The 13,601-nt window shown below is 42.3% G+C and carries 14 protein-coding genes, 1 tRNA gene and 2 pseudogenes; 11 read left to right on the top strand and 6 right to left on the bottom strand.

Annotated elements, in window-relative coordinates:
- Positions 1 to 173 precede the first annotated feature (173 nt).
- The 8 genes from PHG22_02285 to PHG22_02250 all read left to right on the top strand — a co-directional run bounded on the left by PHG22_02285 (position 174) and on the right by PHG22_02250 (position 6,771).
- Positions 174 to 626: an NUDIX domain-containing protein gene (locus PHG22_02285; protein MDD5490601.1), complete on the top strand. Its 453-nt coding sequence runs from the start codon at positions 174 to 176 to the stop codon at positions 624 to 626.
- 101 nt (positions 627 to 727) lie between these two features.
- A complete protein-coding gene (locus tag PHG22_02280) occupies positions 728 to 1,396 on the top strand; it encodes a hypothetical protein (GenBank protein MDD5490600.1) in 669 nt (222 codons plus the stop codon).
- A 235-nt stretch (positions 1,397 to 1,631) separates the two neighbouring features.
- Positions 1,632 to 3,422: a translational GTPase TypA gene (gene typA / locus PHG22_02275; protein MDD5490599.1), complete on the top strand. Its 1,791-nt coding sequence runs from the start codon at positions 1,632 to 1,634 to the stop codon at positions 3,420 to 3,422.
- 54 nt (positions 3,423 to 3,476) lie between these two features.
- The gene (locus PHG22_02270; GenBank protein MDD5490598.1) at positions 3,477 to 4,016 is read left to right on the top strand and encodes an epoxyqueuosine reductase QueH; all 540 of its coding nucleotides are present in this window, start codon (positions 3,477 to 3,479) and stop codon (positions 4,014 to 4,016) included.
- 143 nt (positions 4,017 to 4,159) lie between these two features.
- Positions 4,160 to 4,840, top strand: coding sequence for a hypothetical protein (locus tag PHG22_02265; GenBank protein MDD5490597.1), 681 nt, complete (start codon positions 4,160 to 4,162; stop codon positions 4,838 to 4,840).
- 26 nt (positions 4,841 to 4,866) lie between these two features.
- On the top strand, positions 4,867 to 5,643 hold the full coding sequence (locus PHG22_02260) for an exodeoxyribonuclease III (GenBank protein MDD5490596.1): 777 nt from the start codon (positions 4,867 to 4,869) through the stop codon (positions 5,641 to 5,643).
- A gap of 52 nt (positions 5,644 to 5,695) precedes the next feature.
- Entirely contained in the window at positions 5,696 to 6,259 is a 564-nt protein-coding gene (locus tag PHG22_02255; GenBank protein ID MDD5490595.1) for a hypothetical protein, read from the top strand.
- Between the two features lie 44 nt (positions 6,260 to 6,303).
- Positions 6,304 to 6,771, top strand: coding sequence for a 23S rRNA (pseudouridine(1915)-N(3))-methyltransferase RlmH (locus PHG22_02250; GenBank protein MDD5490594.1), 468 nt, complete (start codon positions 6,304 to 6,306; stop codon positions 6,769 to 6,771).
- 69 nt (positions 6,772 to 6,840) lie between these two features.
- On the opposite strand, the pseudogene PHG22_02245 reads toward PHG22_02250, so the two are convergent.
- The 5 genes and pseudogenes from PHG22_02245 to PHG22_02225 form a co-directional block, all read right to left on the bottom strand.
- Positions 6,841 to 7,080, bottom strand: a pseudogene (locus tag PHG22_02245) (DNA-directed RNA polymerase subunit alpha C-terminal domain-containing protein).
- Between the two features lie 150 nt (positions 7,081 to 7,230).
- A pseudogene (locus PHG22_02240) lies at positions 7,231 to 7,428 on the bottom strand (sigma factor-like helix-turn-helix DNA-binding protein).
- A gap of 765 nt (positions 7,429 to 8,193) precedes the next feature.
- Positions 8,194 to 8,802 carry an HD domain-containing protein gene (locus tag PHG22_02235; GenBank protein MDD5490593.1) on the bottom strand — a complete coding sequence of 203 codons (609 nt, stop codon included), beginning with the start codon at positions 8,800 to 8,802 and terminating at the stop codon, positions 8,194 to 8,196.
- A gap of 144 nt (positions 8,803 to 8,946) precedes the next feature.
- Positions 8,947 to 9,019 (bottom strand) — tRNA-Pro (locus tag PHG22_02230).
- A gap of 101 nt (positions 9,020 to 9,120) precedes the next feature.
- On the bottom strand, positions 9,121 to 9,357 hold the full coding sequence (locus tag PHG22_02225) for a hypothetical protein (protein ID MDD5490592.1): 237 nt from the start codon (positions 9,355 to 9,357) through the stop codon (positions 9,121 to 9,123).
- A gap of 135 nt (positions 9,358 to 9,492) precedes the next feature.
- Here PHG22_02225 and PHG22_02220 point away from each other — a divergent pair, with 135 nt between their 5' ends.
- Positions 9,493 to 10,761 (top strand): replication-associated recombination protein A, encoded by a 1,269-nt coding sequence (locus PHG22_02220; protein MDD5490591.1) that lies wholly within the window; start codon positions 9,493 to 9,495, stop codon positions 10,759 to 10,761.
- Positions 10,762 to 10,948: 187 nt separating this feature from the next.
- On the opposite strand, the gene PHG22_02215 is transcribed toward PHG22_02220, so the two are convergent.
- On the bottom strand, positions 10,949 to 11,119 hold the full coding sequence (locus PHG22_02215; protein MDD5490590.1) for a hypothetical protein: 171 nt from the start codon (positions 11,117 to 11,119) through the stop codon (positions 10,949 to 10,951).
- A 253-nt stretch (positions 11,120 to 11,372) separates the two neighbouring features.
- Between PHG22_02215 and PHG22_02210 the strand changes: the two genes are divergently transcribed.
- Together PHG22_02210 and PHG22_02205 are read left to right on the top strand one after the other, a co-directional pair.
- Positions 11,373 to 11,702 carry a hypothetical protein gene (locus PHG22_02210; GenBank protein MDD5490589.1) on the top strand — a complete coding sequence of 110 codons (330 nt, stop codon included), beginning with the start codon at positions 11,373 to 11,375 and terminating at the stop codon, positions 11,700 to 11,702.
- Positions 11,703 to 11,722: 20 nt separating this feature from the next.
- Positions 11,723 to 13,594, top strand: a complete 1,872-nt coding sequence (locus PHG22_02205) for a penicillin-binding protein 2 (protein ID MDD5490588.1) — start codon at positions 11,723 to 11,725, stop codon at positions 13,592 to 13,594.
- The last annotated feature ends 7 nt before the right edge of the window (positions 13,595 to 13,601 follow it).

Genomic DNA, 13,601 nt, shown 5'->3' with positions numbered 1-13,601 from the left:
TATTGTTCACGATACGGGGAGATTTAATTTATGCTAAATATTATGCCCCTTTCCGGATTTTGTTCAGCGTTCGGAGTAAAGTTGATGGGATTAAGTAGGGGATAAACGAAAAAGTTGGAAAGAATTTGCGAACCTAAAGAGTTGGAAGATTGTTATTAAAATAAAATACAAACATGTCACACATTCACGATCTCATAGATTTTATAGTAAGTATATTTATTGTTCATGAAGATAAGGTGCTTTTAATATATCATAGGCAGCTTAATAGGTGGTTGCCTATAGGTGGGCACATTGAATTGAACGAAGATCTGGAAGAAGCCCTATTTAGAGAGACGAAAGAAGAATGCGGATTAGAAATAGAAGTTTTAAGCGAAAAACCAACCATTGAATCCAAGGGGACTAAATTTTTATATACTCCGTCATTTTTAGATATTCATAAAATTTCAGAAACCCATCAACACGTAGGGCTTGTATATTTTGCGAAAGCTAAATCAGATAAATTTATATTTAATGAAGTGGAGCACAAAGATATAAGATGGTTTAGCAAAGAAGATTTGGAGAAATCCGAATTTGATATTAGTCCCGCTGTTAAGTTTTATGCGAAAGAAGCGCTAGGCAGGTTTTAACATCGTCTATTATCCGCAGCAAAATTGATAGAAGTTGACAGAAGATAGAGAGAAAAGCTGACAAGAGTTTATAAAAAAGAAAAGTTTTTTCTCTCATAACTATGGAAGAAATTGCCGGGAAAATTAAAAAATCAGTTGACTATAAGGTTATTATTAAATCTAGGGAGGATTATTTTAACGTCGGGACGATTATTATTAGAACATATACGGGAGATATTTTATACATACCATCTACTAAGTTTATAGATAGCCAGAACGATGAAGTTAAAAAGGAGATAGATCACGTATCGTGGCATGCTAGTGGCCGTGTGAGTATAAAACACAAAAATAATGATGGCGAAAAATATATCATTGTTCAAAAATGCGGGGAGAGACAAAAAATATCAGAGATTGGTTTTCAGGAGATACTAAAAGATTTAATTAAAAACTTTAATGAATTGCCAAAATATCAGAAGCAAATAACCCCGCTTGATGTCGTTCTTAATGCAAATGATTATTTTGGCCTGATTTCATTTAATTTTTCGATTGTGTCAGGACGACTAATTGTTGCTAAATTTCGAGGACAGAAAGTGCCGATAAAGCCAGTGAATATTAAAGAAGAAAGAAACGGTCTTGATTCTACAACTAGAGCTTTGGGTCATCATTCAGGAAGTGGCGATGTGATCTTGCAATATTCATTAAGAAAGGCCGTAGCTGAGAATTTAAGAACTAATCGGCAGATTTTTATTCCACACGATATGAAGATATCAAAGCTTGGTGTGAAATTATGATACGATTGATAAATGATAAAACAAACAACCTAAAATGCTAACACCTTTAATTCTCGTAGCCAAATTGTATGTTAGAACGCTGTCTAGTCGCAAATATCCTAACATGATTATCGGTCAGATTTAAAAACGTGATATTGAGGAAGTATTTAAAGCCGCCCTCGGGTGGTTTTAAAATAGTCTTGATATTTTTTCCATTTTAATATATACTTATAGTTTAACCTCCTTTAGACATTTTATGGAAATAAGAAATATCGCAATTATCGCCCATGTTGACCACGGCAAAACCAAATTGACCGATGCTTTGATGCGCCAAACCGGCATGGTTAGCGATGATAGTATCAGCATGGATTCCAACGCTTTGGAGATGGAGCGCGGGATTACCATCTATTCCAAAAATACGTCCGTATTTTATAAGGGAACAAAGATTAATATCGTGGACACACCGGGCCATGCTGATTTTGGTTCGGAGGTGGAGCGGGTTTTACGTTCCATTGATTCGGTATTGCTGGTGGTTGACGCCCAGGAGGGTCCGATGCCGCAAACCAAGTTTGTTTTGAGAAAATCATTGGAACTAGGCCTTAAGCCCATTGTGGTTTTAAATAAAATTGACAAACCGGCGGCTCGGCCGGAGTGGGCGCAGGAAAAAGTTTTAGAGCTTTTTATGGATTTAGGTGCCAATGACGAACAGCTTAATTTCACCACAGTGTACACGATTGCCAAGCAAGGCATCGCTAAAATGAAGTTGCAGGACGAGTCCGAAAATTTGGTGCCGCTTTTAGACACGATTCTCGCCAAAGTCCCTCCGGTGAAGACAGATATAACTTTGCCGTTTGCTTTTCAGCCGTTTAATTTGGCTTATGATAATTATTTGGGGCGTTTGGGCATCGGCCGAGTTTATGACGGGCGGATTGGTGTCGGCGACAAAGTATTCATAAAAAAACATAGCGGCGAGATTATTCCCGGAGCCATTACTAAATTATTTACTTTTGAAGGCATTACAAGAAAAGAAATGCCGGAAGTTTTAGCCGGGGACATTGTGATGATGGCCGGCTTGCCGGATATTTACATCGGGGATACGGTTTGCTCGCAAGCTGACCAGGAATTATTGCCGGCGATTAAAATTGACGAGCCGACTATTTCCTTGAATTTTTTAGTGAACAATTCTCCTTTCGCCGGTCTGGAAGGAAAATATGTGACCAGCCGCCGACTTAAGGAGCGTTTAAAAAAAGAGCTGGAAGTGAATGTTGGTTTAAAAATAGATTTTTCTCCGGTGGAATATTACAAAGTTTATGGCCGTGGAGAATTGCATATCGCCATCTTGCTGGAAAATATGCGCCGCGAAGGATTTGAATTGCAGGTTTCCCAACCGCAAGTGATTATCAAAGAGATTGACGGCGTGCGGCATGAGCCGTTTGAGCAAGTCACCATTGATATTAATCAAAATGTTGCCGGTCCGGTTATAGAAAAGATGTCCAAAAGAAAAGGCCAGATGATAGAAATGCGCCCCGAACAAAATCACGCGCGGCTAATTTATAAAATACCCACTCGCGGCTTGCTCGGCTATCGCAACGAATTTATAGTGGACACTCGCGGGGAGGGAATTTTGTGCAGTGAATTTATTGGTTTTTACCCTTATGTCGGAGAAATTGAAAAGAGAGATGTCGGTTCCATGATTTCCGGCGAAACGGGCAAGGTGCTGGCTTACTCTCTTTCCAATCTTCAGGAAAGGGGTGTGCTTTATGTAGCCCCGAATGTGGAAGTATATGAAGGACAGGTTATCGGCAATACCGCCAAGGGGCAGGAATTGACGGTTAATCCAATCAAGGGTAAACATTTGACCAATATGCGTTCCTCTAACGCGGACATTGCCATTCAACTTACTCCGCCTTTGCCCCTGACCTTGGAGCGCGGTATGGAGGTAATGGCCGAGGATGAGTATCTGGAAATTACCCCCAAGAGCGTCCGTCTGCGCAAAAAACTTTTGACTGATATAGACAGAGTGAGATTTGCCAGACATAAAGAGTAGTCGATTTTGTCGAAAATCATCGCGCCCATTTTTTATTATTTTAGAGGAATGATTATGTTTCAAAAGTTTTTACTCCATACTTGTTGCGCGCCTTGCAGTATTGTTATTATTGAAGAGCTGAAAGAACGGTTTGACCTAACTGTTTTTTTCTATAATCCTAATATTTTTCCGGAAGAGGAATATCTAAAACGTAAAGCGGAGGTAGTGCGCGTTTGCCGCGAGTGGGGGATTCCAATGATTGACATGGATTACGAGCCGGCGGATTGGGAGGAGGCGATTCGTGGTTTGGAAAATGAGCCCGAGGGCGGAGCGCGGTGTGCGGCCTGTTTTAACCTGCGTTTGGAGAGAGCGGCGCGTTACGGCAAAGATAATAGTTTTGATTATTTTGGGACAAGTTTGACCAGCGGCCACAACAAAAAAGCCGAGGTGATAAATCCCATCGGTTTGGAGTTGGGTGAGAGATATGGCATTAAATTTTATGAAGCTGACTGGAAAACCGTCGGGCGGCAGGAAAGGGCGCAAAAAATGATTGCCGAAAGAAAAATCTACCGCCAAAACTATTGCGGCTGCCGGTATTCGCTACGGTCGGCGTAATTTTTATGGACGCTTGACATGTCGGTCGCAATCGACGTGTCTTGACCCGTCAGTCGCGACTGACGGGTCTTGACAGATTGGCAGATTTTTTATAGTATATTTAGTAAGCTCTTTTCAAAATCAAAAAATCAAGGAGGAACAAAATGGAAAAAAGACTTAGCTGGGCAAAGAGAAACAGGGGTATTTCCATTGCTATTATCATACTTGGAGTACTCGTATTTTTGGTCGGTTTATACGCTGGACAGGACCCTTATCTTTTTCTAGGAGTTTTGCTGGGCCATTTTTTATGGGCGTTTGTTGCTTATTATTACGTTATATTATGGGTATGGAAGACGCAAAGGTTGCTTCGCCCGGAATTTAAGCCCAATATTTTTAAGGCGTTTTGGAACCCTCGTATAACTTATGCCGCACTTTTGAAAAGTAGTGAACGCGATGGGGAAATAATAAAAGCGGCGCAGGAGGAGATAAGCCATCACGAGATGGAAGAAGAGCGTTTCAAAAGAGAAGTTGAAGCGAAAGAGAAACGAGCAAAAGAGGAAGCGAAGCGGCGGGCGGAAGAAAACTCGCGGAAGCTGGATGCCGCCGTGGAAGCGACGGAAAGACAAAAGAGAGAATACGAAGTATGGCAGGAACGCCGCGAATTACTGGAGAAGGAATTAGCCGGAAAAATAGGTTCGCTGGCCAAACGTTTATCCCCGGAAATTTTGTCTTGTGCTAAGAAAGATTTGGTAAGGGGCAAGGAAAGCAAAAATCCCGCCAGAGCCGTGAGGTTTTTTGAACACGGTTTGGAGGAATTAAAAAAATTTAATAAAATCGCCGCCTAGGCGATTTTTTGTTATACTGAATAAATATGGGAAATCTCTTACTAATGTCTTGGAACGTCAACGGTATCCGCGCGGCGGTGCGGAATGGTTTTGTTGATTTTTTAGATAAATACCAGCCGGATATTTTAGGAATTCAGGAAATAAAAATAACCAACGAGGCCCGACTCAAGGAAAAATTTGACTTTCGGGATTATGACGAGTATTGGAATCCGGCGGTCCGTCCGGGATACAGCGGCACGGCGGTTTTATTAAAAAAAGGAATAAAGCCGGTTGGCTATTTTGAGAAGATTGGCGTTAGGGAGTTTGACGTTGAGGGTAGAGTGCAGACCTTGGAATTTGAAAAATTTTATTTTTTGAACGTTTATTTTCCCAATGCCACTCACGAGTTGTCGCGACTTGGTTATAAAATTAATTTTAACAAAGGGGTTTTACAGTACGTTCGAAGATTGGAAAAGAAAAAGCCGGTGGTTATTTGCGGCGATTTCAATGTGGCGCACAGAGAAATTGATTTAAAAAATCCCGAGCCCAATAGGGGTAATGCTGGCTTTACTGACGAAGAGCGGAGCGGTATGGATGATTTTTTATCCGCCGGTTTTATTGATACCTTCCGCCATTTTTATCCGAAGAAAATCCAGTATTCGTGGTGGAGTTATAAATTCAACGCCCGACCGAGAAATATCGGCTGGCGCATTGATTATTTTTTGGCATCAGCAAAGTTAAAAAACAAATTAGCAGACGCTTTTATTTTAAATGAAGTTAAGGGCTCCGACCATTGCCCGGTGGGGATAAAAATTTTCATTTGACGTTTCGGCCGGGCAATTTTATAATTAACTAATATTATTAACTCAATAAGTTATGCTAAACAAAAAAGTTTTAGGTTTAGTTCTCCTGCTGCCGCTTTGCGCCGTATTATTTAGCGGTTGTGGTAAAACCACCGGCGAGCCGTCAATTTTAGACCAGTACAAAGCTACGCAAGAGTTGGGCGATTTAGGTAAGGCCTTAGGTGAAGGGGATACGGAAGACGCTGGTAAGGCCCTGGAAAATTTAGCCAAAGTAAGTCAGAAGTACGAGCTTTTGGAATTTGAGAAAGCCGAGTCCTTGGATTTGCCGGCAAAATTTCCCAAGGAGTTGGCCTATACTTCAGATAGCAAAGTGACCGGAGTTTCCGATAATTCCAGTGATTACGAATTAAGTTTTGACGTTACCGTTAAGACAACCGATGAATTTGCCAAGGCAAAGAGTTTTTATCAAAAGTTATTCGCCGACGGCTGGAAAATAACCAGCCAGTCAAGTGAAGGCAGTTCTTATTCCGTGGACGCGGAAAAAGACGGCGCTTCAGTTTCGGTCAGTGTTGACACCGAAGAGATGTTTTCTTCCTTAACCCAGATAAACATTAATTACAGCAAGAGTTTAGAATAATATAATTTAAAAGCTCCGGCGTCAGTTCGGGGCTTTTTGTTTTTATGTTTAGAATCACAATTTTAGCTGTCGGCAAAATTAAAGAAAAATATTGGAGCGATGCGATCTCGGAATATTTAAAGCGTTTGAAACCTTACGCGAAAATTAACGTGTGCGAATTAAAATCCGAGCCGTTTAAACGCGATTCGGACAAAGAGAAATCAAAGAAAGTAGAAGCAGAGAGGATTATGGATTTTTTAGAAAAATTTCCCGCGGAGGAAGTTATTATTCTAGATGAACGCGGGAAAGAATTTTCGTCCGTGGAATTCGCGGGATATTTGGAAAATAAAAACCGGCATTTTATTTTTGTCATCGGCGGAGCACTGGGGTTTGATAGCGCCGTTCTTACTCGCGTCGGCCAAAAAATGTCGCTCTCCAAAATGACTCTGCCGCACGAACTGGCGCGGGTGGTGCTTTTAGAACAACTCTACCGCGCCGTTATGATTTCCACCGGCAGGAGTTATCATTATTAATTTAAATTAAAAAAGACCCCTTCGTTGTCGGGGTCTTTTGTGTTCGTTGCGCAATTACATTTTTCTGTCTCAGAGTTGTTTTATTGCTTCTTTCAGTTCATCGTCAAGATTCATACCGAGAGAAAGCCCCATGTCCGCTAGAACTTCTTCTATCTCACGGAGTGATTTACGCCCGAAGTATCTGGTCTTGAGCAATTCTTTTTCCGTTTTTTGGACAAGTTCGCCGATATATTTAATGTCAGCATTTCTTAAACAGTTAGAGGCGCGGATTGAGAACTTTATCTCCTCTGTTGGTCTTAGAAGCATTGGTAACAGGGGGTATTTTTTTGATAAGGTTGTCATTTCAGCGATCCTTAGCGCCGCTTCTATTTCCCTTGTTTTTTCTTTAATCTCTTTTTCAAGAGTGCTGTGAAGCGGTCGTCCAAGATATTTAAGCCCCTTTGACGGATGGCGGAGTTTTCGGAGTGCTTTGCCCTCAATCTGGCGGATACGCTCTAGAGTAACACCAAGCTTTTGTCCAATTTCTTTCAAGGTGTGAGGAACGCCACCATCTTTTAAGCCAAACCGCAGGCGAATAATTCGCGCTTCGCGTTCAGTCAGAGTGCTCGAGATAATGGCGTCAATGTATTTGAGAGAAGTGTCAGTTAGGGTGGGCATAATTTGAGAACGATATTCAGCAAGATATTCTCTCATTAGGGGCGCTTTTGCTCCTGCGAGAGAATGGGGAGGCGGGATAGCGCCATCGGCGACTTCTTTCAAATATTTTTCCCACCGTTTAGCAATTTCATCGTCTATTTCTTCCTGCAAATACTTAAGAAGCATTTCATCATTCATAATTCCCGAAGAGAATATGCCTTGGTAAATTTTTTCGCCGAACACCACGCGGAGAAGATTGATGTACGCTTCACATCCGGGCGGGTAGAAAAGAATGGTAAGCTCTTGCAAAGTTTCAACAACGCCTTCAAAAAAATCGACAATGCGTTTTCTCTCAATCCCCAGCCATTTTCTCAAAATACAACAAAGTTCTTCCTCTTGCCTTGTTTTCAGTTCTGTCGTTTCTAGTTCAGCATAACGCCGAAACGCCAAACCGAAGGTTTCGGTTCTTTTTTGCTTATTTTTATTAACTTTACATTCTTTAAGAATGGCGTGAACCAGGGATTCGCTAAAATTGATGGCCTTGGCGATTTCCGGAGTGGTTAGCCCTAAATAACGAAGTTCTTTCACTAACCATTGGCGTCGTTCCTTTTCAAAACCAGTTAACTTTCTCATTTCAGTTTCTCCTTTATTTATAGTTTTTAAAAGACCAAAGATTATTAAAATTGTCCAAAAATTAGGACAATATGACACGATATCATTTTTATTTAAAGGTGTCAAACGTTTAGAAATAAATAACCGTCCCGAGTTTCGGGGCGGTTATTTTTATCATCGGTTCAGAGATAGGGCCGTATCTATAATGAGTTGGTCTTCCGGATATTTCTCTCGCAAAATTGTTTCCCAAGATTTGTCTCCCGGCGCGTCTTTCAGTATTGTCTGGCGGTGGGTGGCGGCGTCAATAAAGTCAGCCACGGAAATAATAGCAGAAATTTCCAGAACTTTTTTAATAGTATGGAGCCCCCACTTTTTCGGGAAGTCATCAATTTTTAGACCATAACCTCTCATATAAAGAGCATGGTGGAGCCCGGCGCAGAGCGCGGTAAAAGCGTGAAAATTTTTGAGGGCATTGAAGCCGGCGAGGGCGTGCTTTTTAATTTCTTCATATTCCTCTCCGGTTATGTCGTGCCCGTCAAATAATTTATAGGGGAATAATATTTTTCCTACGTCGTGGAGAAGCCCGCCAAAAAAAGCCGCTTTTTTATCTTTTTTCAATTTCCCCGCTATCGCTTCGGCCAGTAAGGCAACTCTTTCATTATGTTCCTTCACCTCCGGATGGTTAACGGAGCTAAGGGCTAAAAAAATTTTTGCCGTATGGCCAAGCCCGTTTTTTGTCTCGTATTTTTCTATCTTTCCTTGAACAAGATTTTCGATATTCATTTAAATTTCTCCTTTCTCAAAGAACGAAGTCGAATGGTCGGGCTGAGAGGACTTGTCAGGTCATTCGACCTGATCCGCCTTTGGCGGAAACCTCCGATCGCCCCAATAGAGCGGGACATTTTATTTTGTTAACTTTTGACCCAGTCGGGCTGAGAGGACTTGAACCTCCGGCCTCATCGTCCCGAACGATGCGCGCTACCAACTGCGCTACAGCCCGAAATAACTGATAATTAATAATGATTTAAGTTTATATTATTTTTTATATTTAGTCAATAAAAAAGAGGCGACCCAGCGCCTCTGTATTTTCTTGGGGGAATTTTAATGTTCGCAGTTTGGCGAACACCTGCCGCATTTCGGGCAAATAAAGTGTCCGCAACACGAACATTTTTTCGGCTTTTCGCGTTCGTCTATTACGCTTCCGCAATGATGGCATTCTGTCACGACCCATACTTTTTGGCACGGACAGCCGAAAAGAGTTATGGTGCGCCCATCTTTATCCTGTTCAGACACACTGTCGTTGGCGGGTTTGCCGCATTCACAAATATTAGCTCCCATTTTCTCTCCTTTTGTCGGGGGGTTGGTAGAAAAGAACAATTTTAAACTTTATAACATTTGCTAAATTTAGTCAAGTTTTATATTTTGACCGACTTTGGATTTTGTAGTAAAATATAAACGCTAAACATTATTTATATGAGCGATTTATTCCAATACCAAGGCGAGCAAGTTAGGTCCAAAAATGCCCCGTTGGCCGACCGGATGCGGTCGGAGAATTTTGATGAATTTTTTGGCCAAGAGCACATCGTTGGCAAAGGCAAAATGTTGCGGCGGATGGTTGAGAAAGACAGTTTGCCCTCGCTGATTTTTTGGGGCCCGCCCGGAGTGGGTAAAACCACTTTGGCCAATATCATTGCCAAAGAAACTGACTCCGATTTTATTGTGCTCTCCGGAGTGATGAGCGGTAAGGACGATTTAAAGGAGGCGGTTAAGCGGGCGGAAAAGAATTTAAATGAAGTCAGTCGGAGAACGATTTTATTTATTGATGAAATACATCGCTGGAACAAGGCCCAGCAGGATGCGCTTTTGCCGTACGTGGAGAAGGGGGTTATCACACTTATCGGCGCCACCACGGAAAATCCTTCTTTTGAAATTATCGGAGCGCTTTTGTCGCGTTCGCGGGTTTTTATTTTAAAACCGCTCGGGGATAAAGATATTATTAAAATTATAAAAAGGGCGTTGAGCGATAAAGAAAAAGGACTGGGCGATTATAAAATAAATATCAGCGCCGAAGTGCTGGAATGTTTAGCCGAGCTTTCCGGCGGAGACGCGCGCGTGGCCTTAAATGGGTTAGAGCTGGCTTTCAAGGCAAAATCCCGCGGCAAGGGGAATATTAAAATAGAAAAAGAAGATATTAAAGAAGCCCTGCAAAGGACGCATTTGATTTTTGATAAAAAAGGAGAGGAATTTTATAATCTGATTTCCGCTCTCCATAAATCCATGAGAGGTTCTGACCCTGACGCGGCTCTTTATTGGCTGGCGCGGATGCTGGAAGGCGGAGCTGACCCGCTTTATATCGCGCGGCGGGTGGTGCGCTTCGCGAGTGAGGATGTGGGTATGGCTAATAGCGAGGCCTTGGTTCAGGCCAACGCCGTTTACGACGCTTGCCATAAACTCGGTATGCCGGAATGCAGCGTGCATCTGGCGCAGGCGGTGGTTTATTGCGCTAAGTCGTCCAAATCAAATTTGCTTTACACTGCTTATAGTAAAGCCGCCGAGGACGCGCGCAATACTTCGCATCTCGGAGTGCCCTTACACCTCCGCAACGCCCCAACTAAGTTTATGAAAGAAATCGGCTACGGCAAGGATTACAAATATAATCCCGAGCATAATTACAAAGGCGATATTCAGGATTATCTGCCGCCGGAATTGAATGGGAGAAAGTATCTTAAGGGTGAACGTTAAAATCGTTTAAGCCGTTATGGTTAAGTAGGCGAGAATTCGAATTCTCGCCTACGATGAAACTTAAGACATGCCTTTTCTCCGAAATTATAGACGAGGTCGCGTTTATCTCGTTGAATAACCAGGACGACCTCGCCTACGAAAAATAATAAAAGAAGCACCGATTTATGTCGGTGCTTTTGCGATTGGATTACTTGGTTAGTAGATTCCATGCCTCACTAATTGCTTTTGCGGCCTGTTTATCCGCTTCTTCTAACTCGTGCCGATCTCTCAGCACTTCTTTTTTTAAATTTTCCCAGTAATTTTTAGGAGGTTTCCACCCTTCTCTTTTTTGAGGCTTTCTTTTTTTGTTTTTCCCCATAGTATTTTCCTTTCTAAATAAGGTTAAGGATTATGTCTTTTACAAGTCTATGGGGTAGCTAAACGAACAAAAACCAAGTATGCTCTACCATACCATATATTTAAAAATTTGTCAAGACCCGTCAGTCGCGACCGACGGGTCAGGCCCTTGTGCGTAGGCGAGAATTCGAATTCTCGCCTACAATTTTTAGGATGATGCCTCGCCTATTTTTTAAATTTGATTTTCCTCTTTATTTCTGCTATAATTATTTCGTATGCAAGATGAAAAATGGCAAAATTTAGTCGGCAGAGTTAAAGACGAATTTGAAGTTTTGGAATCAAAAAAAGAGGATTTGGGAGAAGAAAGTGGACCGGGGTTTGTGGAATTTATAGTTTTCAACGGGCCGCTCGGGAAAATCAAGCTGGAGCGTTTTAGCCGGCCGATTGTCTTAGATAAAAAAACCGTCGGCTCCAAAAGAATCGGCGGAGAAACGGCAGTCAAATATATTTATTCCGATTCCGAATTTTCCCATAAGTTCCGGGCGTATAAATGGAATGAAGCGAGAGGGGAATGGGAGGAAATGGAAGCCAGTAGTTTTGAATAATTCTAGATTTAAAAGTTAGAATGATTTTAACTTTTAGTAAAAAAAGAAGCGGATTTCATATTTCTTCGGAATCCGTAGATAGGCGCCTGATTTTAATTATGGCGACTATTTTTTTAGTGTCCGTTTTTGTGATTTTGAGATTATTTCAGTTACAGGTTTTACAGCATAGTTTTTATTCCGCCTTAGCTTCTGGCCAGCACGAGATTTATCAAAAATTATTTCCGGAGCGCGGCAAGATTTATACCCAAGATACGCGGGCGGGACGGGAAGAGCTTTTTCCCGCGGCCACCAACAAAGATTTTTATCTGGTTTACGCCGAACCAAAAAATGTTATTAACCCGGACCAAACCGCGGAACAGCTTATTGAAGTTTTGTATAATGATGATGAATTTTTATCCGGACCGAACGCTTACAACAAAAGCGTGGACAGCATCACTGATGAAAAAAAGTTGGCCGAGGCGCGACGGGTCGTGGCTTTAGCCAACATCAAAGAAGAATTGGTTGCCAAGCTTTCCAAGGCAGATGACCCTTATGAACCGATAAAAAGCATGGTGAGCGAGGAGTTAAAGAAAAAAGTTGAAGAGCTTGAGTCCCCGGGAATCAGATTTGCCAAAGAAAGTTGGAGATATTATCCGGAGAAAAATATCGGCAGCCATGTAATTGGTTTTTTAAGTTTAACTGGTGAGAAAAAAGTCGGCCATTACGGCATAGAGGGATATTTTAACAAAGAATTATCCGGCAGTCAGGGCTCTTTGCGCTCGGAAAGGGACGCGGCCGGGCGGTGGATTGCTTTAACCGAGAAAGAATTTACGCCGGCTGTTGATGGCGATGATATTGTCCTGACTATTGACCATAATATAGAATATTTCGCCTGCGCAAAATTAAACGAATACGCCTTGCGCCATGGGGCCGATTCCGGGTCAGTCGTCATTATGGACCCGGCCACCGGAGCGATTCTTGCCATGTGTTCTTACCCGGATTTTGACCCTAATAAATATTCGGAAGTAAAAAATATAGACTATTTTAATAATCAGGCGATTTTCGGACAATATGAGCCGGGTTCAATTTTTAAGTCAATCACCATGGCGGCGGCGATTGACCAGGAAAAAGTTGTGCCGAGTACTACTTACGTTGACGAGGGGTTTGTAAAAATCGGCGAATACACGATTAAGAATGCCGCTGATAAGGTTTATGGGCAAAGCGATATGATTGGGGTGCTTAATAATTCCATCAACACTGGAGCGATTTTTGTCGCCCGACAAATCGGTCCGAAACTTTTTCAAAAATACGTGGAAGATTTTGGTTTTGGCGCTCTGAGCGGTATTGAGCTGGAAACAGAAAGCACCAGCAATATCTCTTCGCTTAATAAGGACAGCGAAATTTACATGGCCACCGCTTCTTTTGGGCAGGGCATTACAGCCACCCCTCTTCAAATGACGGTGGCTTACGGCGCCATAGCCAATCAGGGTAAATTAATGTCTCCTTACATAGTTAAAAAAGTTGTCAGAAAGAGCGGCGAAGTTATTGAAACCAAACCGCAGGTTTTGCGGCAGGTTATTTCACCCCGCGCCGCCACTCTGGTATCCGGAATGCTTGTCTCCGTGGTGCGCGAAGGCCATCCGAAAAGAGCGGGCGTTAAGGGTTATTATATTGCCGGAAAGACCGGAACGGCGCAGGTAGCGGAGAAAGGAACAGGCAAATATGGCAGCCGCACCATCCATTCCTTTGTCGGTTTTGCACCAGTAGATAATCCGCGTTTTGTCGCGACGGTGCGTTTGGACGATCCCAAGTCCGTACCCTTTGCCGATTCTTCCGTGGCGCCGTTATTTGGCGAAATTGCCGATTTTGTGCTAAAATATTATCAGATACCACCGGACGAGAAAAGTGAATAAAAATAAT

It is taken from the genome of Patescibacteria group bacterium, from assembly GCA_028716045.1.
Taxonomy (GTDB): Bacteria; Patescibacteriota; Patescibacteriia; order JAQUQO01; family JAQUQO01; genus JAQUQO01.
This window is presented reverse-complemented; position numbering and strand designations above follow the sequence as displayed.